The 25,886-nt window shown below is 68.6% G+C and carries 16 protein-coding genes; 5 read left to right on the top strand and 11 right to left on the bottom strand.

Annotated features, from left to right (window positions below; translation table 11 throughout):
- Together VNE60_14555 and VNE60_14550 are read left to right on the top strand one after the other, a co-directional pair.
- Positions 1 to 2,220 (top strand): hypothetical protein (locus VNE60_14555; protein HVB32743.1); only part of this gene is annotated, 2,220 nt, incomplete at its 5' end.
- Positions 2,221 to 2,355: 135 nt separating this feature from the next.
- Positions 2,356 to 5,835, top strand: coding sequence for a glycosyltransferase (locus tag VNE60_14550; GenBank protein HVB32742.1), 3,480 nt, complete (start codon positions 2,356 to 2,358; stop codon positions 5,833 to 5,835).
- A gap of 79 nt (positions 5,836 to 5,914) precedes the next feature.
- Here VNE60_14550 and VNE60_14545 read toward each other — a convergent pair whose 3' ends face one another.
- The 9 genes from VNE60_14545 to VNE60_14505 form a co-directional block, all read right to left on the bottom strand.
- Positions 5,915 to 6,388 carry a hypothetical protein gene (locus VNE60_14545; GenBank protein ID HVB32741.1) on the bottom strand — a complete coding sequence of 158 codons (474 nt, stop codon included), beginning with the start codon at positions 6,386 to 6,388 and terminating at the stop codon, positions 5,915 to 5,917.
- Positions 6,389 to 7,291: 903 nt separating this feature from the next.
- Positions 7,292 to 7,876, bottom strand: coding sequence for a hypothetical protein (locus VNE60_14540; GenBank protein HVB32740.1), 585 nt, complete (start codon positions 7,874 to 7,876; stop codon positions 7,292 to 7,294).
- A 74-nt stretch (positions 7,877 to 7,950) separates the two neighbouring features.
- The gene (locus tag VNE60_14535) at positions 7,951 to 8,781 is read right to left on the bottom strand and encodes a hypothetical protein (protein HVB32739.1); all 831 of its coding nucleotides are present in this window, start codon (positions 8,779 to 8,781) and stop codon (positions 7,951 to 7,953) included.
- Positions 8,782 to 8,848: 67 nt separating this feature from the next.
- Positions 8,849 to 10,966: a hypothetical protein gene (locus VNE60_14530; GenBank protein HVB32738.1), complete on the bottom strand. Its 2,118-nt coding sequence runs from the start codon at positions 10,964 to 10,966 to the stop codon at positions 8,849 to 8,851.
- Complete coding sequence (locus VNE60_14525) at positions 10,966 to 12,033, bottom strand: hypothetical protein (GenBank protein HVB32737.1); 1,068 nt, start codon at positions 12,031 to 12,033, stop codon at positions 10,966 to 10,968. Before VNE60_14525 ends, VNE60_14530 begins: the two co-directional genes overlap by 1 nt.
- Complete coding sequence (locus VNE60_14520; protein ID HVB32736.1) at positions 12,030 to 13,292, bottom strand: OmpA family protein; 1,263 nt, start codon at positions 13,290 to 13,292, stop codon at positions 12,030 to 12,032. The genes VNE60_14525 and VNE60_14520 overlap by 4 nt, the downstream gene beginning before the upstream one ends.
- A gap of 100 nt (positions 13,293 to 13,392) precedes the next feature.
- Positions 13,393 to 13,986 (bottom strand): hypothetical protein, encoded by a 594-nt coding sequence (locus tag VNE60_14515; protein HVB32735.1) that lies wholly within the window; start codon positions 13,984 to 13,986, stop codon positions 13,393 to 13,395.
- Positions 13,976 to 14,461, bottom strand: coding sequence for a hypothetical protein (locus VNE60_14510; protein ID HVB32734.1), 486 nt, complete (start codon positions 14,459 to 14,461; stop codon positions 13,976 to 13,978). The genes VNE60_14515 and VNE60_14510 overlap by 11 nt, the downstream gene beginning before the upstream one ends.
- A 12-nt stretch (positions 14,462 to 14,473) precedes the next feature.
- Positions 14,474 to 14,938 carry a hypothetical protein gene (locus tag VNE60_14505; protein HVB32733.1) on the bottom strand — a complete coding sequence of 155 codons (465 nt, stop codon included), beginning with the start codon at positions 14,936 to 14,938 and terminating at the stop codon, positions 14,474 to 14,476.
- A gap of 117 nt (positions 14,939 to 15,055) precedes the next feature.
- Between VNE60_14505 and VNE60_14500 the strand changes: the two genes are divergently transcribed.
- Together VNE60_14500 and VNE60_14495 are read left to right on the top strand one after the other, a co-directional pair.
- Positions 15,056 to 17,956, top strand: a complete 2,901-nt coding sequence (locus tag VNE60_14500; protein ID HVB32732.1) for a hypothetical protein — start codon at positions 15,056 to 15,058, stop codon at positions 17,954 to 17,956.
- A gap of 561 nt (positions 17,957 to 18,517) precedes the next feature.
- Positions 18,518 to 20,944: an ABC transporter permease gene (locus VNE60_14495; GenBank protein HVB32731.1), complete on the top strand. Its 2,427-nt coding sequence runs from the start codon at positions 18,518 to 18,520 to the stop codon at positions 20,942 to 20,944.
- Between the two features lie 76 nt (positions 20,945 to 21,020).
- On the opposite strand, the gene VNE60_14490 is transcribed toward VNE60_14495, so the two are convergent.
- The gene (locus tag VNE60_14490; GenBank protein ID HVB32730.1) at positions 21,021 to 22,220 is read right to left on the bottom strand and encodes a cis-3-hydroxy-L-proline dehydratase; all 1,200 of its coding nucleotides are present in this window, start codon (positions 22,218 to 22,220) and stop codon (positions 21,021 to 21,023) included.
- Positions 22,139 to 22,909: a sulfite exporter TauE/SafE family protein gene (locus VNE60_14485; GenBank protein ID HVB32729.1), complete on the bottom strand. Its 771-nt coding sequence runs from the start codon at positions 22,907 to 22,909 to the stop codon at positions 22,139 to 22,141. Before VNE60_14485 ends, VNE60_14490 begins: the two co-directional genes overlap by 82 nt.
- A gap of 370 nt (positions 22,910 to 23,279) precedes the next feature.
- On the opposite strand from VNE60_14485, the gene VNE60_14480 reads away from it, so the two are divergent.
- A partial coding sequence (locus VNE60_14480) for a hypothetical protein (GenBank protein ID HVB32728.1) occupies positions 23,280 to 25,886 on the top strand: 2,607 nt, incomplete at its 3' end.

Genomic DNA, 25,886 nt, shown 5'->3' with positions numbered 1-25,886 from the left:
TGGCGGCTGATGAGCCTCAGCCAGGAGATCACGCAGCGCGCCTTCTACTACGGCTACGTCTACGTGGACCCGAAGGACGCCAACACCATCTACCTGCCCAATGTCGGCGTCTACGTCTCGCATGATGCGGGCAAGACGCTGATCGCCCTGCATCCGCCCCATGGCGACAACCACGTGTTCTGGGTCAACCCGGATCACCCCCGCATTCTCATCGAGGGCAACGATGGCGGGGCGGCCGTGTCCATCGACGGCGGCCAGACCTGGAGTTCCGAGGACAACCAGCCCACCGGGCAGTTCTATCACGCCAATCTCGACGACCAGTTCCCGTTCCACATCTACGGCGCGCAGCAGGACCGGAGTTCGGTCCAGGCGCCCAGCGCCGTGCCGGCGGGATCCATTCCGCCGGTGTGGACCAACATCCAGGGCGGCGAGATGAGCTGGGTCGTGCCCACCCCGGGCCAGCCCTGGATCACCTACGGCAGCGGGTATTACAGCATCGAGTGGCGGGAGAACCGCCGCACGGGACTCGTCACCAACGTGAGTCCATGGCCCGAGTACAAGTTCGGCCACGCCGGGGCCAACATCAAATACCGCTACGGGTGGAACCATCATCCGGTGGTGTTCGCGTCCCACAATCCCAACGAGTTGTTGATGGGAGCGAACGTGCTGTTCGAGACCCTCGACGGCGGCAGCCACTGGAAGACCATCAGTCCGGACCTCACGCGCGACGACACGAGCAAGGAAGCTCGGCCCGGCGGCCCGATCAGCGCCGACGTGACGGGCGAGGAGATGTTCGGCACCATTTCGTCGATCGCGTTCTCGCCACTCACCGACAACGTGATCTGGACGGGGTCCGATGACGGCCTGGTATACGTGACCACCAATGGGGGCGCTCACTGGAGCCAGGTGCGGCCGCCGGCGCTGCCGGAGTGGTCCACGATCACCTGCATCGAGCCGTCGCACACCGACGCGGGCACCGCCTACCTGTCGGCGAGCCGGTACGACTGGGACGACTTCCACCCATACGTGTACAGAACCACCGACTACGGCAAGCACTGGACAGAGATCACCACCGGGCTGCCCGATGACCAGTACGTCGAGAGCGTGCGGCAGGATCCGACCGACGCCAACCTGCTGTTCGCCGGCACCAGCGCCACGGCGTACTTCAGTCTCGATGGCGGCAAGCAGTGGCAGCCGTTGACCCTCAACCTGCCGGCGGTGCGCGTGAACGACATCGAGGTGCAGCCCGCGCAGCACGCCGTCGTGCTCGCCACCTTCGGTCGCGGGTTCTACGTGCTGGACGACCTGCAGTTCCTCGAGCAGCTCGGGTCAGCCCATGTGGCAGCCCAGACGTCGTACCTGTTCAAGCCGCAGCAGGGCTGGCTGGTGTCGCGCCGCGCGGGCGGGTTCGGGGGCGGCGGCGCCGGCGGCGCGAACCTGGCGCCCGGCGTCACGGTGTTCTTCCACCTGCCGGCCGACTACGACGGACGCACGCCGGTGAAGCTCAGCTTCACCACGGCGAGCGGCCAGGAGATTCGCAGCTTCACGCTGCACCTCGGGACGAACGCCGGAGGGAGGGGGGCTGCGCGCAGTCCGTCGCAGATGCGACAGCAGCAGGAAGAGCGACTCACGGCGGTGAAGCCCGGGATGAACCGCCTCCAGTGGGATCTGAGATACCCGACCGCGGTGGACGTGAACGGCATCTTCAACACCGGCTTTTCTGCGAGCCCGCCCGTCGGTCCGGAAGTGGTGCCGGGTACGTACGGTGTGACGCTCACCTATGGCGGCACCACGCAGAAGCAGTCGTTCGTGATCAAGCTGGATCCGCGACTCGAGAGCACGCCGGCGCAGTTGCAGCAGCGGTTTGCGTTGTTGATGCGGATCCACGGCGCCGTGGCTCGGCTCGACACCACGTTGAACCAGGCCATCGACGCCCGCGACTCGCTCCGCAAGGCCGGCGGCGGCGGAAAGGCGCTGGACAACCTGAATCGCGACATCGATGATCTGGTGGATCTCAGGATCCAGTCGGGCGAGGGGGCGCTGGTATATCCCCCGCGGCTGCGGTCGTGGCTGAGTGCCATCACGAACCAGGTGGAGCAGGCGTACGTGGCGCCGACGCCAGCAATGGTGCAGGTGGCCAACGGCTACATCAAGGATGCCGGCGCGGGGGTCGCGCGTCTGGAGGCCGACATCGCCGCGACGCGCACCATCGTGCCCTGATTCGGCGGAGTCCTTGCCGGTTGACCTGACGCGGCTGCCATCTCATGGCAGCCGCGTCTCGTTTCAGGTCCGCACTGCGCGAGCGCGCGGGCTCGATAGGCCGCTCGGCTGCCGCCGCCGGTATATTCCTATATCATGAACCGTCCGATCTTCGCGGACCCCACCGGCCGACGCTGGCGACGCGTCCGATGGAGCGTCATGGCGATCGGGGTGATCACGACGCTCCTGGCGCTCACCGTGGTGCTCGCCATCCTGATCCCGCCCACGCTTCCCGCCGCGTCCGGCGTACTGGTGGATCGGGCGCTCGGCGCGATTCCGATATGGAGAGGAACCAAGGGCGCGCGGCAACGGGCCATCGCCCGGCGCCGGCTCCTGGCGTCGTTGCAGCGACGCCCGCCCGTGCCATCACTGCGCGGCGCGGCGCTCCCGCGGCAGCCGATCGGCGTGTCGGCACGGACGGCCCCCAAACGCGGCGAGTTCGCGGCGTTCTACGTGAACTGGGACGACAACTCCTTCTCGGCGCTCTCCGCGCATGCCACCGCGATCGACCTGCTGATCTGCGAATGGGCGTTCGTTTCGGCGGAAGGCGACTCGCTCCACGCCGTCGTCGATCGCCGCGTGCCGTTCCTGCTCTCCCGCCTCGACGCCGCCGAACGCCCCCGCGTGCTGCTGATGCTCAGCAACGTCGATTCGACGACCCAGCGGTTCGACCCCACCCGCCTGGCGGCGCTGGTCCGCCGGCCCACCGCGCGCAAGCGCACGATTGCCCAGCTCGTGCGCCTCGTCCGCACCTGGGGCCTGGCCGGGGTGACGATCGACTTCGAGGAGATCCCCGACGCGTTGCACCCGGCGGTCCTCGGCTTCCTGGTGGAACTGCGCCGAGCACTCGACTCGGTTCCGCCCGCGCCGGGCGCCGGACGGCTGCTGTTGACGCAGGCGGTGAGCACGGACCTCTCGCCCAGCCTCCTCGCGAAGTACGCCGCCGTCAACGACCGGTTGTTGCTGATGCTCTACGACGAGCACTATGGAAGCGGGAATCCCGGGCCGGTCGCCAGCCAGGCGTGGTACGAGCGTGAGGCGGCCCGCATGCTGCGATCCGTGCCGGCCGACAAGGCCCTGCTGGTGCTCGGCGCGTACGGATACGACTGGAACGACGCCGGCCGCGGGTCGTCGGGCGACGCGGTGACGTTCCAGGACGTGATGCAGCAGGCGCACGATCATTCGGCGCCCGTCCAATTCGACAGCGCCGCCCTCAATCCGTACATCGCCTGGACCGATGCCGACTCGACGGACCATGTCGTCTGGTTCCTCGACGGGGTCACGGCGTGGAACCAGATCGCCGCCGGCCAGCGGCTGGGGGTCCGGGGCCAGGCGCTCTGGCGGCTCGGCGCCGAAGACCCGTCGCTCTGGAACGCGCTCGCCGTCTCGACCGGAAGCCCGGAGGCGGTGGCCACCGCGCTGGATCGCATCCCGCCGGGGTACGACGTGGTGTTCCAAGGCACCGGCGAGCTGCTGCGCATCCGCGCCAAGCCGGCCGACGGCACGCGCACGATCACGTTCGACGCGCCCGCCGGCCCGATCACCGGGGAACAGGTGACCAGCTACCCATCGCCCTGGATCGTCCAGCGCTTCGGCGCTCAGAAGCACAAGGTAGCCCTGACGTTCGACGACGGACCCGACCCGGACTGGACACCGGCGATCCTCGACACCCTGGCGTCGCGCTCCGTGCATGCCACGTTCTTCATGATCGGCACCAGCGTGGAGCGACATCTGCAGCTCGCCCGCCGGGTGCTGGCCGACGGCAACGAAATCGGCAACCACACCTTCACGCATCCGAACCTCGCCCTCTTGCCGCCACATATCGTCCGGATGGAAATCGATGTGGAGACCCGGCTGCTGGAGGCCGCGCTCGACCGCCGCATCGTCTTCTTCCGGGCGCCCTACTTCGGCGACGCCGAGCCGACCACCGCGGACGAACTCGGGCCGGCGGCCATCGCGTCCGACCGCGGGTACGTGCTCGCGGGCCTGCATCTCGATTCCAGGGACTGGACCCGCCCCGGGGCGGCGGCCATCGTCCGCAACGTGCTCGACCAGCGGGCGCGCGGGAACGTGGTCCTGCTGCACGATGGCGGGGGCAATCGTGCGGAGACGGTGGCAGCCCTCGGGCCGTTGATCGATTCGCTGCGGGCGCGCGGGGATACACTGGTCACACTGTCCGGGCTCACCAACGGTGCCATCCAGGGGATGACGCCGCTCCCCAAGGGAGAGGAAACCACCCGGAGCGTGGAGCTCGTCGGCTTCGCGCTCTTCGGCACGCTTGAGTGGATCCTGACGTGGCTCTTTCTCCTCGCCGTCGTCCTCGGGATCGCGCGCGTGCTCGTCATCGGGACGCTGGCGTTGCTGGAATACGCACGCGAACGACGGGGCGTCCGGGCCCGCGCCAGGGCTCCCGCCGCGCTGCCCTATGCCCCCGCGGTGTCCGTCATCGTCCCGGCGTATCGCGAGGCGCTCGTCGTCGTGCGCACCGTGGAGCACCTGCTGGCACAGCGCTACGCCGGCGCGCTGGAAGTGGTCGTGGTGGACGACGGGTCGCCGGACGACACCTACGCGGTCGCGCGGGCGGCGTTCGACGCCGACCCCCGCGTGCGGGTGGTCACCAAGTCCAATGGGGGGAAGGCGAGCGCGCTCAACGTCGGCTTGCGCCTGGCCTCCCACGACATCGTGATCGGGCTGGACGCGGACACGCTGTTCGAAGAGGACACCGTCGCGCGCCTGGTCGAGCCGCTGGCCGACCCGGCGGTGGCGGCGGTCGCCGGCAACGCGAAGGTCGGCAACCGGATCAATCTGATCACCCGCTGGCAGGCCATCGAGTACATCACCAGCCAGAACCTCGACCGTCGCGCCTTTGCCCTGGTGAACGGGATCACGGTGGTGCCCGGCGCGGTGGGCGCCTGGCGGCGCGAGGCGGTCCTGGCGGCGGGCGGGTTTTCCGGCGAGACGCTCGCTGAAGACCAGGATCTCACACTGTCCCTGCTCGAGGCCGGCCATCGCGTGGCGTATGCGCCGCACGCGGTCGCCTGGACCGAGGCCCCGGACACGGTGTCGGGATTGCTCAAGCAGCGCTTCCGGTGGAGCTTCGGCACGCTGCAGTGCATGTGGAAGCACCGGCGCGCGTTCCTGCGGCCGAGCTACGGCTCGCTGGGCATGATCGCACTTCCGAACACATGGGTGTTTCAGCTCCTGGTCAATGCGATCGCGCCGCTCGCCGATCTGATGTTCATCTGGAGCCTGGTCTCCGTGTGGCTGGTGGGGCTGGAGCATGGCGCCACGTACGCCGTAGCGCCGTTCGAGCAGATCCTGACCCTCTACGCGCTCTTCCTGTTCATCGACTGGGCGGTGTCGGTCCTGGCGCTCATGGTGGAACCCGACGAGGACTGGCGCCTCACCTGGCTCGTCCTGCTGCAGCGGTTCGCGTACCGCCAGATGATGTACTGGGTAGTGATCCGGTCGTTCATGGCGGCCACGCGCGGTGGCCTGGTCGGCTGGGGAAAGCTCGAGCGCAAGGCGACGGTGGAATTGCCGGCGGGAGCGCCGCGCGATGAGACGGCGACATAGGTCAAGCGCACCGCGTCTTCCCATGTTGGTATGACGGAATCGGTATGCCCTTCATAGGGGACATCGGGCCGCCGCCACCTCACCTCTCAACCCGAGCGGCGCCTCCACCCGCCAGCCGCTCGAGCTGGATGCGGTGCCGCATCGGATGCACGACCGCGTGCTCCAGCATCTGCTCGATGTTGTAGTCCTCGCCCCAGCGGGACTTGTAGGTCACCGGCGCGAGTTCGCGATCTTCGAGCAACGCGAGGTGGCGGCGCCAGCCGGCGAGGACCTCTTCCATGAATGCAGCGCTTCGGCCGGCGATCGCCACGGGGTCCGTTTCCGAGTCGAGGTCGGTGACCGGCCGCTTCACGCATTCGCCAATCCAGGTCAGGTAGTTGCGGGACGAACGCAACACGTGGCCCGCGAGGTGCTCGTTCGACTGGTAGGACGGATCGTCAGTCCGCGGCAGTTTCTGGCCGGAAGCACGAAAGGCGAGCCACGTGTCATGGAACCGCCGCAACTCGATCTCGTGCAGTTCGACGCAGCTTCGCACGGCGTTGCTCTTGAACATGTCGCTCCTCCGATTGGACGTGCATCGCTCCAGACTTGAATGGGCGACTTCCACCTGCGGTGAACCCTGGCGTCCAGCGTGCTCCATCCAGGCGGCGCGACCTGGCCCGCCAACGCGGCCTCCCGACCCCCTGACCAACTTCCGATACGTCACCCGGTGCGGCTGATCCGCATCCGGTCCCTTCCGCCTCTTCAGATCTTCTATATAAGAACCGAAATTCCCCTCGGTACTACCGACTTCGCGGTGTTGTTTTGGCTGGGCCAGTTGGAAGACAATGCGCAGCATGGGGTTGCACGCCAAGGCGGTACGGCTCGGGAATGAGCCGAACGCGACGGTTACAAACTGAGTTTGTAACGGGCCTACGCTGTGAGCGCGTGAGGGTACGATTTCCACGGTCCGCCATGCTCGCGTCCACCCCCCGAGCGGCGAGCGGTTTCCTCCGTCATTCCGCCAGTCGCCCTGGTCCAACTTTCAGGGCGGGGGGCCACCCGCTGTCCGCCTGACCGCACCGCGGAGACGAGCGACTGCAAATCGTTCTGGAGCGGAGATTGTGACTGCGACGCCGGCGTCGGGCTTGGCGAAGAGACATTCTGCTGATCGCCCTGGAACTTCGCGAGCGCCTGTCCGGCCGCGTGCATGTCGCCTGACTGCACGGCGCCGAACCGCGTGGACAGATCGCTGGTGAGCTGGTCGCGCGGAGTGACGCCGGCCCCCGCCTGAGTGCTCGGGCCGATCGATGCGTCCGGATGTTCCCTTCCACCAATTCGGTATCGGACCGTTCGCGGCGCTATCGAGCTAGAGAATTGACGGAGAGAGTTCCGGGCCGTGGAGATTCCCGCTTCCATCGCGGGGGTGAAGCTGTAGCGCTCGATACCGATCAACGGGCGGGAGCGGTTCGAGGTCCTACCGCTTCCAGACGCACCGCTTGGGCACCGCAAACACCGAACCAGTCGGCGCGCCCACCCTGAACTCCTTTGTCTCGAACATCTCGATGGCCTCGGCACCTGTCGGTGTCATCACGGCCTTGACCAGGAGCCCGTAGGTGGCGTCGCGCCAGAGCTTCACGGTGCCGCGCTTCTCCCGCTTCTCGAAGACCGTGGCGGTGATGCCGTTCACCGTGTCCTGCCCCGTCGCTTTTGGCGTGACCGAATCGTCCAGCGCCATCTGCTGCCAGAGGCCGAACGGGTCGCCCCAGTCCCCTTTGCCCGGCGAATTGCAGGGCACCGATGCCTTCAGCAGGTCCCACGACAGTTGCGTCGTGGACGGAACATCCACGATCGTACGCATGTGGATCGCGACCGGTTGCTCAGCGGATTTGGGCATGGTCAGATCGACCAGCACCCTGTCGCCGTCACGATAGAAGTGCTGGGTCTGACCGCCGCCGGCGTTGACGATCGTGTATTGCGTCGGCGCCGGTTGGTACTGCGCGCCGGCCGCGGTCCAGGGGGACAGGCACAGCAGCGACAGGAGTGCGAGGGATCTGCTCACGATCGAGCCTCCGTGGAAAGTGGAAGGAATGCGCCGCAACGGTCAACCGGCGACGCCGGCGCCTCGCCGCGCCGTCAGTGCGTACCGCCGCCCGCTTTCAGATTAGCCGCATGGGCGAACACGTACGTCACCACGTCGTTCTCGGCTCCGAGCGCCCCCATGAGTTCGTTGAGCTCGTTCTGCCGGATCATCATGACCTGCGCGCGCGCGATCCCCGACAGCTTGCCACCGAAGGCTTTGGTGGCCTGATCGATTGCCGCCTCACCCTGCGCCGCGCTCTGCTGCAGCGTGTGCTTGAGATCGTCGTATGGAGCGGCCGCCCTCTTGAGCAGCCCGGCGGCGGCGGCGTTGATCGCGGCATCGCGCTGCTGGGCCGGATCGGCCCCGCACGACCCTCCGCCCGCCCGCTCCGCGCGCGCCATGCACCGGTCGATCGCCGGCTGGTACTGTTTGTTGAGCGCCGCGACCTTGTCCTCGTACGCCGCGTGCAGACGGCCCATCGTCACGACGTTGAACGATTGCGTGGCGTCGGTGAAATCGGCGTTCATCTGGCCGGCGACCTGCGAGAGGCTCCCGATGGCCTGAGCGGCCGCGGGGGTCATCATGCCGGGACTCTGCATCATGCTGGAGTAGTCCATGCCCGGAGGAACGCCGGTAGGCTTCATCCACCCCACGATCCGTTGGCGGAGCGCTTCGGTGTGCACGTCCCCCTTCTCGGTCGATCCGTCGGGCGTGGCGACGTCGCCGTAGTACCTGGCGAGCGAGTCGATCGACGTTGGAAGCGTGGGCAGGTCCTTGAACGAATGCAGGGCGACGACCGTGCTCACGCCCTGCGCCCGCGCGCTCCCGCCCGCCGCAACACACGCCACCAGTACAACACCGGCCATTCCAATTCGAGACATCATTGCTCCTCCGATGGCGCCGCTCCGGGCGCGTCGTGCATGAGGCCCGGGCAAGACGCCGCCCCCCGGTTCAAAAGGCGTGTGCATAGGCACTGAGGTCCCCCTCGAACGCCGCGCCCGTCGTGAACGTGGCCGACTCTTCGGAATCAGGTCCCGCGCTGCGCAGGTTGATGGTCTCCTCGAGGTCGTACTTCCCCACGGCGGAGAAGCCCAAGCTCCCATGCACCCCGATCCCCGCCGTCGTGACTTTGCCGCCCTGATCGAAGTTGGCTTGCATCCCGATGTCCCCCCCGAGTCCCGGGATCGTGCCGGGCAGCCCCACGCCGAGGAACAGCTCGCCGTGCCGGCCCGTCGTCGCGCCACGGACATCGAGCTTCGCGCCCGCCAGACCGAGTCGAAACTCGTTGCAGTCGATGTAGATCGATGCCACCACGAGGTCGAGATCGAGTTTCTTTGGATTGCACTTGCCGACCTTGGCGGCCGCATCCTGGGCCGCTTTCACTTCCGCCGCGGCCCTCGCGGCCGCGTTACACTCCGAGATGAGATTTTCCCCGTCCCCGCCCAGTCCGAATTCCTGGGCGGAGGTATAGATGAAGCGCTCGAGATTCACGAGCTGTTCGCGGCGATCGGCGTCGAGGCGCACACGCGTCACCGGATTCGTGGCGTACAGGAACCAGGCACGCATCGCCTTGTCGTAGTCCGCCGCCAATTCGGACATGCCGCCGATCATGGTCTCCGCCGCTCCGCGCTCCGCGGCGTACGTCGACTGCGCCAGGGTCAGCTCGGCCCGACAGTAGGGCAGCATGCACGCCGCCGGATTGCGCGACCTGGCTGTGCACACGTCACGATCCTTGTGGATCGCCACGGCGCGAGGCGTCGCGTTCTGGTCGATGATTCGTGTCTGGTCGCCGAAGGCCGCTTCGATGAGGTTCTGCTTCGCGGCCATCCTGGCGTCCACGCGATCGGTGGCCGCGTCCACTTCGCGCTGGTTGTCGATGTTCAGGTCCAACTCGAGCCCGCCCGCCGCGCCCACCGGCGCCTCCACGGCATCCAGCTCCGGGCGCGCTGCGGGTTCCGCCGCCTGCTCCTGCATCCGAATCGCCGTGAGCATCCGCTGGTACTCGTTGGCCACCCCGATCATCTCCACGTCGAAGTGCTCTGATTCCAGCCAGTTGCTGGGGATCGACGGAACGAGGAAGGGGAATGCCGGCGCCGGCGGCGGCGGCATGACCGACTCTGCCGGTGGAAGCGGCAGCGGCTTCTTCGCCTCGACGTTGTCGTCGTTCGACTCCGGCCCGAAGACCTGCGCCTCTCGATGTCCGTTCCAGTCCACCTCCTGCGCCTGCCGCATCGACGCGATGGCGACGTGCATCGCTCCGGTGCACGATTGCGCCCGTCCGAGCGCATCCCACGCCATCCCGAACTTCGGCGCGAGATGCGTGGCCTCCGTGAGCAATGGAATGCCGGTGGACATATCTCCGAGGTTGGCGTACGCCACACCCAGCCCGTACACGTCGACCGCGGTGCGTGGCCCGATCGCGAGCGCGCGGCGGAACGCGGTCACGGCGTGCGGGTCGTCGGCGGCCAGCTCGAGCGCGGCGCCGAGCCCCGACCACGCGGCGCGCTGCGTCGCCCCGCCCTTCTGCGCCGCGTCCACGTACACAACCACCGCCGCACCCGCGTTGCCGTTGGCCGCCAGCACACCGCCCATGAAGTTCAAGCGCCGTGGGTCCGTAATCGTGGTGCCGATCTTCGTGAGCTCGCGCTGCCCGGCGGCCGACTCCTGCCCCTCGTACATCCTCTTCATGGCGTCGAGGAATAGCGCCGCACCTGCCGCGCTCGGCGCCGTGGCCGCAACGCCGGCGAGCGCCGGCGACCGGACCGGGCAGTTCACTTGATCGCTCGCGCTCGTGGCGGCGGCGTTGGCGGACTTCACGGAATCCGCCAGCTTCGTGGCCGCGGCCGCGCTCGCTTTGGCGCCGGCGACGATCGCATCGCGGTGTCCGGCCATGTAGTCCTGGAGCTTCTTGGCCTCGGCCTGCGTGGGCACGCCGCCGCCCATCACCTTCTTCCAGATCGTCTGGATGTCGGGCGGCGCCTTCGACATGTCGGGCATGCCGCCCTGCGCGCGGACCGGCCGGGCGCCGGCCGCGAGGAGCAGCACGAGCAGCAGCAGGAGCCGGCGCATCAGTGTTTCACCATGGCTTCGAGGGCGGCCCACGGGAGTCCGTTCACGATGGCGGTCATCACACGCCGCCGGCCGGGTTCATCGTCCCCGTACGTCCTCGGGACCACGCCCGGGATTCCGTACGGCACGCTGAGCACGATCGTCTGGGCGCGATCGCGGGGAGGCGAGCCGTCGAAGAACGCCGGATTTGGGGCGACGAGGGCGCCGGCGCCGGACGTGCCGACGGCGACGAGGGAAGAATCGCCCGGCCCGTTCGTGCGCACGGCCGCTTGGCGTGCCCGGTCGGCTGGGCCGGCCGCGTCGGCCACGCGCTGCAGGCTGTCGATGACGTGCTCTGCGGTATCGAGCATCGCCTTGGCCATGACGCCAAACTTGGGGTCGGCCAGCATGTCGGCCATGCCAGCACGATTGTGCTTCAACTGGGCGCGCATCTGAGCGACCTGCACCCGCCGGTAGCGATCGCGCGTCACCGGGACGAAGGGCGGCGGCACGCGGTCGGTGATCACCACGCACATGCCGTCGAAGCTGGGATGCCCGTGCAGCGATTCCGTTTGCTCCAGCGCCTGCGCGATCGGCGGACCGCCGTCGGGCAGAGAATCGGCTTCCGTATAGGAACCGCCGCACCACCGATCGTTCACGAATGCGCGCAGGTCCACGGCGTCCACCTGCACGATGCCGTGCTCCCCGCTCCCCGCCTCGGCGTATCCGAAGATCCGCACCTCTCCCTCCACGCCGGCGAACTCGGTCATCCCCGTATTGAATCCCTTGGGCATGTCGCCGGCGACCAGGTGCAGCACGACGTCGTATCCCATGGGATGCGAGATCGCCGGATCCTGACGGAGCACCGCGAGCAGGCTCTCGGCCAGCGCTTTCTGCGCCCGCCGCTCCGCCGGATCGTGGATCCAGGTGAAGCCGTCGAACGGTTTCACGATCAGCCGGCCGGGCGTGGTGGCCGGGGTGCCCCCCGAGCCACCCTGCGCGGCCAGCCGCGACGCGGCGCACGGCAGGGCCGCGGCGAACAGCCCCGCCACCACCAAGTGCCGCATTCCGATGCGCCAGTGCCTCATCGCTTCACCAACTCGACCCGCCGATTCTCCTGGCGGCCTTCGGCCGTGGTGTTCGGCGCCACCGGCTTGGTATCGCCGTACCCCTTGGTATCGAGGCGCGAGCCGTCGATCCCGAAGTTCGACACGAGATACGTCTTCACCGACGCCGCGCGCTGCTCCGATAGCGTCTCGTTGGCCGCGCTGGCCCCGGTGTTGTCGGTGTGCCCCTCGATCGTGAGCTTGAGGTCGGCGTGGGCTTTCAACATGTCCGCGATCAGCTGGAGCGTCGGCTTCGACTCGGGGCGGATATGCGCGCTCCCCGTCGCGAACAGGATGCCGTGCGTGGCCACGCGACCGTTGGCCATCAGCGCGTCCCAGAGGATCGGCTTCCCGCCTTCGGCCACGCGGATGTTCGTGATGTAGAACGGACTGGCCTCGTTGCCGCCGTAGGTCATGAGGATCTTGTTGCTGCGGCCGATGTTGACCCGGGGGGCGTTGGCCACGCGCTTGCCGTCCACGTATACCTTCACGTATGGGCCGTCGGCCATGACGCGGGCGTGGTAGACGTGCCACCCGTCATACGGGATGGCCTCCGACGTGAAGTTGCCGACACCTGCGGCCCCCTGGAACACCACCTCGTCGTGACCGCTGGCGCCGTTGGAGAAATCGATCGTCGGGCCCCAGGAGTCCATGCTGGTGAGATCGGCTTCGAAGGTGAAACGCTGGGGCAACACGCCCGGCAAATCGATCTCCAGACTTCCGCCGGCGCTGTTGCTCCGGTACCACCGCTGCCCCCGGTAGTCCGCCACCTCGACATTGCCCGAGGTGGGGATGACGCGCTGCGGCGCATCGCCCACCACATCGTGGCTGAAGTCCTCGAAGAAGAGCACCGAGTCGCCGGGCACGAAGTCGTAGTTGACGAACGCCGACGGCGGGAGATCGCCCGCCGTCGTGCCCAATCCGGCCGCCGCGGTCTTCGGCGCGGCGTTCGTCATCGCCTGCGCCGAATCGGAGGTCGAGACCTTGTTCCCCTGAGCGTCGGTGATCACGACGGGCTGCCCATTCGCTTCGGCGGCGGCAATGCACTCCGTGTTGGTCACGACGCAGGTCACCTTGCGCGCGGCCTTGTCCATGGTCGAATCGGCCGCGGCGTTCGCCGCGCTGTCCACCTTGGCGGTCACCTTCTCCTTGATCCGCTTCCAGATCTGCGCGTGAGCGGGCGTGGCCGTGCACACCAGCGCGATGAATCCAACGGCGAACAGTGAGACGGGGCGACGCATGACGGGCTCCTTCGAATGGGAACGTGGGTGCGGCACGCGGGGGCGCGCGCTCATGGGTTGGATATCCCGGACAGGTGACGCATGCGGAGCACGGCGCCGCTCACTTCGACCGGACCTGGATCGAGATCGTGACGGGTTGCGTGGCCCGCGTCGACTGGTGTCCATGGGCGTCCACGTCCGTGACGGTCACCACGTATTGGCAGACCAGCGTGGTGCCCGCCGCGAAATTGGGTCGCGCCATCGCCTGGAAACTGATTGCCTGCGTGAAGTTGGCCGGGCTGTCGCAGTTGCCGGGGCCAATGGCCTGCGACGGAGGGGGCGTGAGCTGGGTTGCGCTGACGCTGTAGTAGCCGCCGGGGTTCCGGTTCGGGTCCTCCGCCCACCGCAGCATGAAGGAAGCGACGGGATTGAGCCCACACGTGGCCGGAGCACCGCCGTTGGGGCACGGAGTGGCGAAGGTCGTCGATGCGGTTTTCGACCAACTCAGCCCAGTGTTCGTCGATAGCTGGAGCGTGCCTTCCCATGGCCCGATCGGAAGCGGCTGGGAGGTGTGTACCAGCACGGGGGGCTTCGCGATGCGGCTGACGGGCGGGTGCGCGAGGATCGGCTTCGACTGCGCGGCGAGCGGCTGCACCATCGCAGACACCGCGAGCGCGACGGCGACGGCACCCAGATACGTGATTCTATTCTTCATATTCAGTTCCTCCGGGAGCAGGGGATTGGATCGAGATGGACGTGTAGCCGAGGGACACGCGTCGCATCCCGGCGGCGGTGTCGACGCGGCGGACGACGCAGCCCGTCAGGTGTTCGGTGTGAAACACGGCGCCCGTGCCGTCGCGGAACACCAGGTCGCACGTCCCACCGCTCGGGCGGCCGGTCGCCGTCAGCGTCGCGAGCTTCGCCAGGTCGTCCGCGCCGCGGCCGGCGTGGATGGTGAGCAGGACCTCGTCGTTCTGCTGTTTGGACCCGGCACCGGCCCCGACGCGCGGTCTGGCGTCGGCCTGGTTTCGTCCCCCACCGGCACCCGGCACCGCGGCCGCCACTACCGTGTCCGGGCCGAGCGTCCGGCCGGCGATGGACATCGTGACGGTGATCGACGCCTGCGCGGCCAGGCCCGCGGGCGCCGCCAGCGTCGCGATCAGGGTTAACCCGCCGGCCACCTTCGCCACCAAGCGCATCGGTTAGTACGTCGCCGCGGTGGTGGCGGCTGCCGCGCCGTACAACGGACGGATCTGGAACAGGATGTACAGGCTGATCAGCCCGCCGAGCAGGGCGCCGACGATCGCCCCTCGCAGCAGCGACGACACGATGGTCACCAGCCGCGCGCAGAAGATCAGCCGCCAGCCACCCATGCGGCGCGCGAACAGCCCCGGCAGCGCCATCACGTCGAGCACCAGCGTCACGATGATGACGATCATCGTGAACCCCAGGCCGGGCGCGCCCGTGGCCGCGAACGGCAGGGCCGCGGCGCTGAGCCCGAGCGCCACCAACACCACCGGCAGCGACAACACCAGCAGGACGACCGCGATCCACGGGGCGAAGCGGACGATCAGTTCCCGCCAGCCGGGCGGGATCTGGAACGGCGCCTTCTGCACCAGATAGTAGTCGAGGAAGCCGATCAGGTCCGTCGGGGCTTGGTTCGCCATGGAGGTCTCCTCATGCACAGGCGGGCGGCCCGAGTTGCGGGCCAACTGGCGGGCGGTAAGTTTTCCGGACGGGCACAGTTTGCCGTCGCGCCATCCGCGAGGTCTCAACAAGTCAACATGCGTCTGGACAAGCACTTCAGACTCAAGACGCTCGGCCAGCTCGCACTCGAGACTCGGGTGGGTGACGTCGTCACCCCTGCCGCGGTCCGGCCACGCCACCTGGCGCTGCTCACCGTCCTCGCCGTGTCGCCACGCGCGCCGCGCCGCGACGTCTTGGCCGCGATGTTCTGGGGCGAGGAGACGGACACTCGCGCCCGCCACTCGCTGAGCAACGCGCTCTCGGCGTTGCGCGCCGCCGTCGGCGCGTCCGGCATTTCCGCGCGCCGCGACGAGGTGGGACTGAACCCCGAGCTGCGCCTCGCGGTGGATGCCCTGGAGTTCGCCGCCGCCGCCGAATCGCGCGACGACGTTCGTGCCGCCGCCCTGTACGGCGGACCATTCCTGGACGACCTGTACGTGAGCGACGCGCCGGGCTTCGACGCCTGGGCGGCCCGCGAACGGTCCCGTTACGAGCGCCTCTTTCTCGCCATGTGTGAGCGCCACGCACCGGCGCTGCTGCGCGCCCGGGCGTGGGATGAATGCGTGGGCCTCGCCGAGCGCTGGCTGCACGCGGCGCCGCAGTCGGCCCTGGCCTTCACGACGCTGCTGCGCGCCCGCTCGGGACCGGGCACGCCGTCGGCACGCCGGGCGGCACTGGACGACCACGCCCGGCTCAGCGACTGGCTGGCCCGCGAGCATGGCCTGCGGCCCGACGCTGCCGTGGGCGATGTCGCCTCCGAACTCCGCGCGCAGTTGGCGGCCGGTGAGCATGCGATGGCCCGGGATCTGGCCGCAATACGCGACATCTCGCCTCCCCCACCAGCGCCGGCCGCCCCAGCGGCGGCGCCCGAACCGTCCGGCATCCGGCCGGCCTCCGCATCAACCGGGCGCTGGATTCGCCCGGCGCTGGCGGTCGCGATGCTGGCCGTGGTCGGTGTCGCCGCCCTGGTGATCGTCCGCGGCCGTCGAGATCACACCGCCGCGCCGGCCACGCACACCGTGGTCGCCGTCACCGACATCGCCAACGTTCGCGGCGACACAGCGCTCGCCTGGCTGGAGGACGGCCTCCCTCAGATCATCAGCGACAACCTGGCCGGCGAGGGCCCCCTGGAACCCGTCCCCCCGGTGCGCGTGCGCGACGTGCTCCTGCGACGCGGCGGGCCGCGCGGCGCGCCGCTCGACGCCTCCGATGCCATGGACATCGCGCGCCGCGTGGGAGCGACGTGGGCCGTGCGTGGCGGGCTCACCGGCGGGAACGACGTCTACATCCTCGATCTCGACGTGCGCGATGTCGCCACCGGCGCTTCGCTCCAGAGCTTCACCGTGATGTCCGCCGACCCCGTGCAGTTGGGCCGCCTCGCCGCGGCACGCCTGCTCGACCTGGCCAGCAGCACGCCGTCGGGGGAAAGCGAGGCCCCGCGATTCGTGGGAGCGGCCACGACGCGCCCCGAGGCCTACCGGCATTACGTGGTGGGTCTGACGGCGAGCAGCGAGCGCCGGGGATCCGACGCCGCGCGCGAATTCGACGCCGCCATCGCCCTCGACTCCGGATTCGTCGGCGCGTTGAGCGCCCGCCGGGACATTGCCGCATCGCGTGGCAACCTCGCCCTCGCCACGCGGCTGGACTCCCTCATCGCCCGCCACCCGGACCGGATGTCGGACTGGGATCGTCTGGTCCACGAGATCGGACAGGCCACCGTCACCGGCGCGGTGGACCGATCGGAGGCCCTCGCCGAGCGGCTCGTCGCGCGCTATCCGCGCGATCCGCGGGCCTATGATCTGCAGGCATACGTGCTGTCGATGCACGGGCGATGGCCGGCGGCCGACTCGGTGTACGAGCGCGAACTGTCGCTCGACTCACTCGCCATGGAGGCGGGCAACGGGCCCTGCGCGCCGTGCGTGGCCTACGCGGGACTCGTGGGCCTGCGCCTGGTGCGCGGCGACCTCGCCGGTGCCGAACAATCGGCGCGGCGGTGGGTGGCGCTGCAGCCGGGCGTGCCGGGTTCGTGGGAAATGCTGTCCATGGCGCTCGAGTTCTCGGGACGGGCCGAGGAGTCCATCGAGGCCGCGCGGCGGGCCGCATCGCTGACCAGCGACCCCGTCCGCACGGCCGACCTCGGACGCGCGTTGCTCGTGGCAGGCCGCTTCGATGCCGTCGATTCTCTGGTGCGCCTTTTGCGCCGCCGGCCCGGCGGCCTCGCCGACGCCACCGACCTGGCGGCCACGCTCGCCCGGGAGCGCGGCCAGTTCCGGCGCTCCATCGCGCTGCTGCAGCCCGTGCTGGCCGCCACCGGCCTGGAACTCGTGCAGGCCGACAACCTGATGCGCGTGGGCCGTGTGGCCGACGCGCGCCGCCTGTACGAGCGGGCCGGCCACGACGGCCTGCCGCGCGACGTGGAGGCGATGAGCGCGGAGCAGTCACGCGCCTTTACCTGGGCGCACGTGCTCGAGGGCGACGCCCTCTGGCGCACCGGCGACACTACGGCCACGCACGCACTCATGGACTCGGTGCGCCACGTCGGGGCGCGGAGCTACTACGGCCGCGATTGGAGACTCTACCACCACCTCGCCGGACTGCTCGCGCTGTCGCGCGGCGACACGGCGACCGCCGAGGCCGAGCTGTCGGCCGCGCGCTGGGGTGTCGCGGGATGGACGACGACCGTGGTCCAACTCGGCGCGGTCCAACTCGCACACGGGAATACCGCGGGCGCGATCGCCTACTTCCGCCAGGCGCTCCGCGGCCCGCTCGACGCCATGGGGCGCTACGTTCCGCGCACCGAGATCGACGCCTGGATGGCGCGGGCGTTCGCGCGCGCTGGCCAGTCCGATAGCTCGCACGTGTACGAGGCGCTGGTGCGCGACGCGTGGAAGGACGCCGACCCCGAAGTGCGCGCGCGCCTGTCGGCGCTCTCGAGGTAGGTGGCCTGCCGAAGCGGTCCCGGACCCATGATCGGTATTCCGCAGGACGAGGGAAGGTCACCGGTGCCCCTCCCCCGGCGCGAGGCGCGCCGGTGCAATTGACATTCCTATCCCGCGTCGACGCGGCCGCACCCCCGCCTACCCCCTGACCAACTTCCGATACGTCACCCGGTGCGGCTGATCCGCATCCGGTCCCTTCCGCTTCTTCAGATCTTCTATATAAGCTTGAAAATTCCCCTCGAACTACGCACGCCAAAGTGTAGTTATGATGGGATCGGCGTGCCCTTCATAGGGGAAACCGCGGCAGGTCGTGTAGTTCGACTTTGTCACGCGTGAGGGCTCGTGACAACACCTCCTGTCACGGATTCGGTGCACGGCCGATGGCCCACTGGTTTCCTCGCGTCTCTGACTGTCCGAGAACGGGGGGACCTGCGAGGGCGGTCCAGAACCGATCATGGGTGTTCCTCACGGAACGACGCGAGTCCGCTCGTGGGCGGCAGCGTTCAAACTATTTGACGGTCGCAGTCATCCAATCAAAGACTTCCGTCCGGTCTTGCGCCCATGCCGCTCTATACTCGTTCAGATTTCCGGGACGCCGCCCGCGGGTTGGCCCGTACGCCGTCGGTCTCCCTGGCCGCCATCGTCTGCCTCGCGCTCGGCCTCGGGGTGACCACGGCGGTCTCGAGTGCCATCAACCGCGCCCTCCTCCAGCCCCCGCCATTCCGCGACCCCGGCCGCCTGGTGACGGTTTACCGTACGGCCCCGCAGGCCAATACGTGGCCGTTCTCCGCTCCGAACTATCTCGACCTCGCTCGGCAGTCCCACCAGTTGTCCGAACTCGCCGCCGGCACTGGGGGCGATGGCCTTCTCGTGCTCCCCGGCCAGGCGCTCCAACCGACGATCTTCAAAGTCACCGGGAATCTCTTCCCGATGCTCGGCGTCTCCGCCCTGGTCGGCCGGCTACTCACGCCGGACGACGACCGGCCGGGCGCACCGCGGGTGGCCGTGTTCAGCGAACCCTTCTGGCGTCAGCACTTCGGAGGCGACCCATCAATCGTGGGGCGTACGATCCACTTGGGGGGCGACGAGGTCACGGTGATCGGCATCGCTCCGCCCGACTTCCGATTCATTCAGGGCACCCGCGTCCTTCGCGCCGACATTTGGCTCCCGATGCGCTTCACGACGCAGCAGCTTGAGAGCCGCGGCACCAACTTCCTCCTGCTCGTCGGACGGCTGGCTCCCGACGCCACAGTGGCCAGTGCCCAGGCGGAACTCACGTCGACGTATCGGGCCCTGTCGGCCACCTACCCGCAGATGAAGGGCGAGTCGGTGCGAGTGGTGCCACTGGAGGCCGAGTCGGTGCGCGCGGTCCGGACCCCGCTGCTGCTCGTCTTCGCGGCCGCGTGCATGGTGCTGCTCATTGCCGCCAGCAACGTCGCCAGTCTGCTACTGGCACGTGGGGTCCAGCGCCGTCGCGAGATCGCGATTCGCGCCGCGCTTGGCGGCGGCCGATGGGCGGTGGTCCGCCCCATTCTCGCCGAGAGCGTGATGCTCACGGGCGTCGGCCTCCTGGCCGGACTGGGTCTCGCCTGGGCGGGCGTGCGTACGATCGGCGTGTTGGCGGAGCGGCAGGTTCCCCAGCTCAAGGGCCTCACGATGGACCTCCGCGTGGTCGCCCTTGCGGTGGCCCTCGGCGTGGTCGTCGCCGCGCTGTGCGGCGTGCTCCCGGCATGGCGCAACGCGTCGGTGGACCCCCAAGAAGCGCTGCGCGGCGGTCGGGGCGGCGGGGCGGGGCGCGAGCAGCATCGCGCGCTGGCGGGGCTCGTTGCCGCCGAGGTCGCGCTCTCGCTGATGCTCTTGATCGCCGCGTCGCTCGTGCTACGCGGGTTCACGACCGTGCTGCACAATGACCCCGGATTCGAGACGGCGCGCGTGCTCACGCTGAGCGTCAGCATCTCACCCGACGCCTATCCGGACTCCAGCGCGACGCGGCGCTTTCTCCACCCCGCCCTCGACGCCATCCGCGCCGAACCCGGTGTGGCCTCCGCCGGCGCGATCGATCTGATGCCGTACGTCAACTGGGGCGACAACTTCAACATCCGGTACGAGGGGCAGCCGGGCGACAATTTCAGCAAGCTGCCGCTCGTCGAGTACCGGAACGCGACGCGGGGCTTCTTCGACGTCACCGGCCAGCGACTGTTGTCCGGGCGGCTGTTCGGACCGACGGACTATCAGTCGCTCAGGTCGCCCACGGTCGTGGTGGCGAACGCAGCACTGGCCAAGCGCGATTTCAAGGATGAGAGTCCGATCGGAAAACGGTTCTACATCGGCGACACGACCTTTGCCACGATCGTCGGCGTGGTGAGCGACATCCGCAATGCGGGCCCGTTCGCGCCGGCCGAGCCCGAAGTCTACTATCCCTACGACCTGGGGAACCCGTCGAGCACGAGTTATGCGATCGCCGTCCGCGCCAACTCTGGCGACCCGACAGCGCTCGAAGCGGAGGTGCGTGCCGCGATCCATGCCCTGGATCCCGGTGCCGCCGTGTCTGGCATGATGGCGATGAACGATGTCATCGCGCAGAGCATGGGCCAGCCCCGTTTCTACCTGACGCTGCTCGGCGTATTCGCCCTGGTAGCAGTCGTGCTTGCGCTGGCTGGGCTTTACGGGGTGATGAGCTACGCGGTCATGGAGCGCACGCGCGAGATCGGCATCCGGAGTGCGCTCGGCAGCCCGGCGCCGCGCATCGTCGCTCTCGTGGCGCGGCAGGGTGTCACGGTTGTGGGGCTGGGTGTGCTCGTCGGGCTCTTGGGCGGCGCCGTGACCACACGGCTACTTACCGGAATGCTCTACGGGGTGAGCGCCGCCGATCCGCCGTCGTGGGCGGTGGCCACCGTGGCCCTGATCTTGGCGGGGCTGGCGGCCTCGGTGCTACCGGCGCGGCGCGCCATACGCGTGGACCCGCTGATTGCCATGCGGGTGGATTAGGCCGGCCAGGAACGCCCGGGCGGCGTCAGCCGCGACGTGAAGGCAATGGTCACGCACCGACGCGCGTGGTACCGCGCTACTTTCGCCCGGCCTTCTTGCCGATGTCGATCACGGGCTTGCCCAGCTTCTTCAGTTGCGGACGCACGCCCAGTCCCGGCTGCCGCGACGCCGCCAGTCGTCCCTTCTTCCGCTGCGGCGCGCCGTCCGCAAACGCAACGGTGACATACGAATTGAAATCCGTGGAGGAGAACAGGAACCGCTCGGGCGTGCTGTGCGCCAGATGCGCGATCGCGGCCGTGGTGATGTCGCCGCCCCACGTGTCTTCAATGGTCATCGCGATCCCGAGGGACACGCACAGGTCGCGAATCTGCCGGGCACGGGTGAGCCCGCCCACCTTGGAAATCTTGAGATTGATCACATCCATGGCGTGGTCGGCGACCGCGCGCACGACCATATCGATGCCATCCACCACTTCGTCGAGAATGAACGGTCGGTCGGTGTGGCGCCGCACCGCCAGGCACTGCTCATAGGTCATGCAGGGCTGCTCGATATACACGTCCACGTCGCGCACTGCATCGGCCACGCGAACGGCCGCGTGCTGCGTCCAGCCGGTGTTGGCGTCGGCAATCAGCACGTCGCCCCGCGAGAGCTCGGCGGCCGCCGCGCGGATGCGATCGATATCGGTATCGGGATCGCCGCCGACTTTGAGCTGGAACTTGTGATACCCCTCGTTGCGGTACCGGCCGATTTTCTTGGCCATCTGCGCGGGCGACTCCTGAGAAATCGCACGATACAGGGCAAAGTCGTCGCCCACGTGGCCACCCATCAGCGTCGCCACGGGCAGCCCGCTTGCCTTGCCCAGCAGGTCCCAGCACGCCATATCGATGGCCGACTTGACGTATGAGTGTCCACGCATGGACCGGTCCATCAACTCGTTCAGTTCGCCCAGCGCCAGCGGATCGGCACCGATCAGTTGCGGCGCCAGCTCCGCGATGCCCGCGCGCGCCCCACGCGCATAGGCCGGAAGGTACGCCGGCCCCAATGGGCAGATCTCTCCCCAACCCACCAGCCCGTCGTCGGTCTCCACGGCAACGATGGTGGAGTCAAACACCGACACCGCATTGCCACCCGACCACTTGTAGCTCCCTTCGTGCAGGGGAAGATCGATCTGGTACGCGCGAATCGCCGAGATCTTCATGCCGCGGCACTCCTGACCTTGAGGGACGACATCCAGAGCGTGACGGCCGTGTAGAGCAACACCACGACCACCACCCATTTCACCACTGTCAGCGGCAACTCCTTGACCAGGAATGCCGCGATCAGCACGCCGGGAATGCCGCCGGCCGCAAGGCCGATTGCCGTGCGCCGATGAAACCGGCCGGAGCGGTAGAAGCGGATCGCCGCCGCGGGAAGGATCACCGCCGCCGATGCCGCCATGACCGGGAACACAGCCTTGGCGTTCATGCCGAGCATGTAGGTCACGGCCATCGTAGGCGCGTAGTTGCCGATCCCCAGGCTGGTGAGCGAACCAATGACCAGACTGGCGATCACCGCGATCACCAACGCCGAACCGGAAAGGCCGATCGTGCCGGCGTCCAATGACAAACTCGCCATCAGGCGCATGGCCATGAAGCCCGCGGTGAGCAGCAGCGCAATGGCCATGGCGCGCTCGATGGTCCGGCGCGACAGGCGCACCACGATCCCCGAGCCCACCCACGCGCCGATGCCGCCCGCGATCACCATGCTAATGATGGTCTTTGGGTCAATCAGGCCACCGAGCAGGATGATATAGATGATCGCTTCCGCCACCGTGGGAATCGCCTGCCCAACGTTGAGCGTTCCGGGGATGTCATCGTCCCTGACCATGCGTCCGAGCACCAGGACCGCCGTTGTGGTGGCGAAGGAGCCAATCCCCAACGTGTCGAAGAAGTCGGTAACGGCGCCCAGTCCCAGCAGGACGGGCATGGGGATGTGGCGCGGTTCACTGGCGGGTGCGTCCATCGACACTCCGAACTCGGGGTTACGGCACGTTTGCGCAAAGGATCACGCAGCCGTCAGCCGGCCATCGATGCGTCGCGCAGCGCGGGCAGTACAACTTGCGGCGCGTCGACCCCCTGTCAAGAAGTGTGTGGATGGCATTGCGCAGGGCTCCGGTGCCTCGACGCTCCCGGTGGCCTCGGCCTCAAGGTCGGCGGCCCGCCCATACGCTGGCCGTCTCTTCCTCGCTGAGAACCTCGGAATCCGCCTCGGTCATGAACAATGGTCGCGTCCACAGAGCGAATTCACAAGCATGCGAGGTGGCGAACCGGCGTTCCATGGCGCACCATTGCTACCCATGCGCATCCCGTCCCTCTCCGTTGCCCTGGCCGCATCGGTCGCCGTGCTCTGCGCGGCCGCTCCCGCCCGGGCCGCCGCCCAGCACCCCACCACCGCCGCCGAGCGCGCCGCCGCGTGGGCCGATCACCAGTCCATGGAGCGCGACTCGTACTTTCGCGGGCTCGCCTGGCGCGCCGACGGTCCGGTGCAGACCGGCGCCCGCGTCTCGTCCATCGCCATCCCGCCCGGCAACACCGGCACCATCTACGTGGGCGTGGGAACGGGCGGCCTCTGGAAGACGGTGAACAACGGCATTACCTGGCGGCCGATCTTCGATCACCAGAGCACGTTCGCCATCGGCGACGTGGCCGTGTCGCAGAGCGATCCCAATATCGTGTGGGTGGGCACGGGCGAGGACCAGCCGCGCTACGCAGGGTACGCGTACCCCGGCACCGGCATCTTCAAGTCGGTGGACGCCGGCGCGTCGTGGTCGCCGATGGGACTCGCCGAGACGCAGCACATTGCCAAGGTGATCATCCACCCCACCAACCCCAACGTCGTGTACGTGGCGGCCATGGGACACCTGTGGTCGCCCAACGCCGAGCGCGGCGTGTTCCGCACGCGCGACGGCGGCGCGCACTGGCAGAAGGTACTGTTCGTTGACGACTCCACCGGCGTGAGCGACATGGCCCTGGACCCCCGCGATCCGCGCACGCTGTACGCCTGGGCGTGGCAGATCGAGCAGGGACGCGCCGGCGGACTGTTCAAGTCCACCGACGGCGGCGATCACTGGCGCCGCATCACCGCCGGGCTGCCGCACGGCATGCTCGGCCGCGCGGGCCTGGACGTGGCCCCCGGCAACCCGAACGTGGTGTACCTGTTTCTCGACAACCGCGCGCCGGCCACGGTCAAGGGACGGCCGTTCGTGGGCGGCCAGGTGTACCGCTCCGACGACCGCGGCGAACACTGGCGCCAGGTGAACACGCAGGACCTGTATGACGTGTTCGGCATGTTTGGCTGGAAGTTCACCGACGTGCGCGTGGATCCGCGTAACGCCGATCATGTGTACATCCTGGGTAACCGCGGCTTCCAGTCCAACGATGGGGGCGCCACCTGGCGCCGCATCGGCGACCGGATTCTGCGGGTGCACCACACCGACGGCCGCGCCCTGCACCTGGACCAGCACGAACTGGTGATCGACCCGTCGAACCCCGACCGCCTGCTGTTGGGCAACGACGGCGGACTGTTCATGTCGTACGACGGCGGCGAGAGCTGGCTGCACCTGAACGACATTCCGGTGTCGCAGATGTACTTCGTGTCCACCGACAATCAGTGGCCGTACCGCATCTTTGCCGGCACGCAGGACGACGCCGCCATCTACGGGCCGAGCAACGCCTCGCTGGACGACGCCGAGCCCGCAGCGTGGCGCAGCGTGTACCTGGACCGGTGGACCGGCGGCGACAGCTTCGTGACGCTGCCCGATCCCACCGACGCGCGCTGGGTGTACTACGAGCATCAGAACGGCGACATGCTGCGCATGGACATCACCGGCACGTCGGTGCTCACCGGCGGCCCGTCGGCGGTGGACATCCACCCCCACGCGCCCGAGGGCGCGCCGCAGGTGCGCTTCAGCTGGTATGCGCCTTTTCTAATATCGCCGCACGACCCGCGCACGCTGTACGCCGGGGGCAATCAGGTGCTCAAGTCCACCGACCGCGGCGATCACTGGACCGTGGTGAGCCCCGATCTGGGCGATCCGCCGGGCGCCGACCGCACGCCGGTGACCACCGGCGCGCTCACCATGCTCGCCGAGTCGCCGCTGGTGGCGGGCATGCTGGCGGGCGGCACCGAGGGCGGCCGTGTGTGGCTCACGCTGGACGACGGCGCCACCTGGCGCCGCATTGACGCCGGGTTGCCGCGCCACTGGGTGAGTCGCGTGACGCCGTCGGGGCGCGACGCCGGCACGATCTACGTGAGCTTCACCGCGTTTCGTGAGGACGACCACCGTCCGTACGTGTACGTGTCGCACGACACCGGCCGCACGTGGGGGTCCATTGCCGCCAACCTGCCGCTGGAGTCGGTGAACGTGATAAAGGAAGATCCCGGCGACGCGAATGTGCTGTTCGTGGGCACCGATCTTGGTGTGTACGTGTCGCGCGATCTGGGGCAGCGGTGGGAGTCGCTGTCGGCCACGCTGCCGTCCACGCCGGTGATGGACCTGACGGTACAGGAGCGCGATCGCGATCTGGTGATTGGCAGCTACGGGCGCGGGGCGTGGATTCTGGATCTGGCGCCCATTCGCGACACCGTCACCGTGTCGGCGGCGCGGCCGCTGTACGTGTATCCCGTGCGCGACGCCACGGTTGACTGGTTCCCGTGGGAGACCGTGCCCGGTGAGCGGCGCGGCCGCAACGTGGCGCCCATCCAGGTGGCCAGCGACGCCGCGGGGCAGGCCGCCGCAGCGGTGACCGACTCCGCCGGCCGCGTGGTGCGCCGCTGGACCGCCAACGTGACGCACGGCGTGAACACGCTGGTGTGGGATCTGCAGGCAGCTCGACCGAACGGTGTCCTTGCCGACGCAACGCCCGGTACTTATACCGTAGAAATCACCGTGGGTGCGGCCCGC

Source organism: Gemmatimonadaceae bacterium (assembly GCA_035533755.1).
GTDB lineage: Bacteria > Gemmatimonadota > Gemmatimonadetes > Gemmatimonadales > Gemmatimonadaceae > JAGWRI01.
Note: the sequence above shows the minus strand (reverse complement) of the source record. Positions and strands in the feature narration are given on the sequence as shown.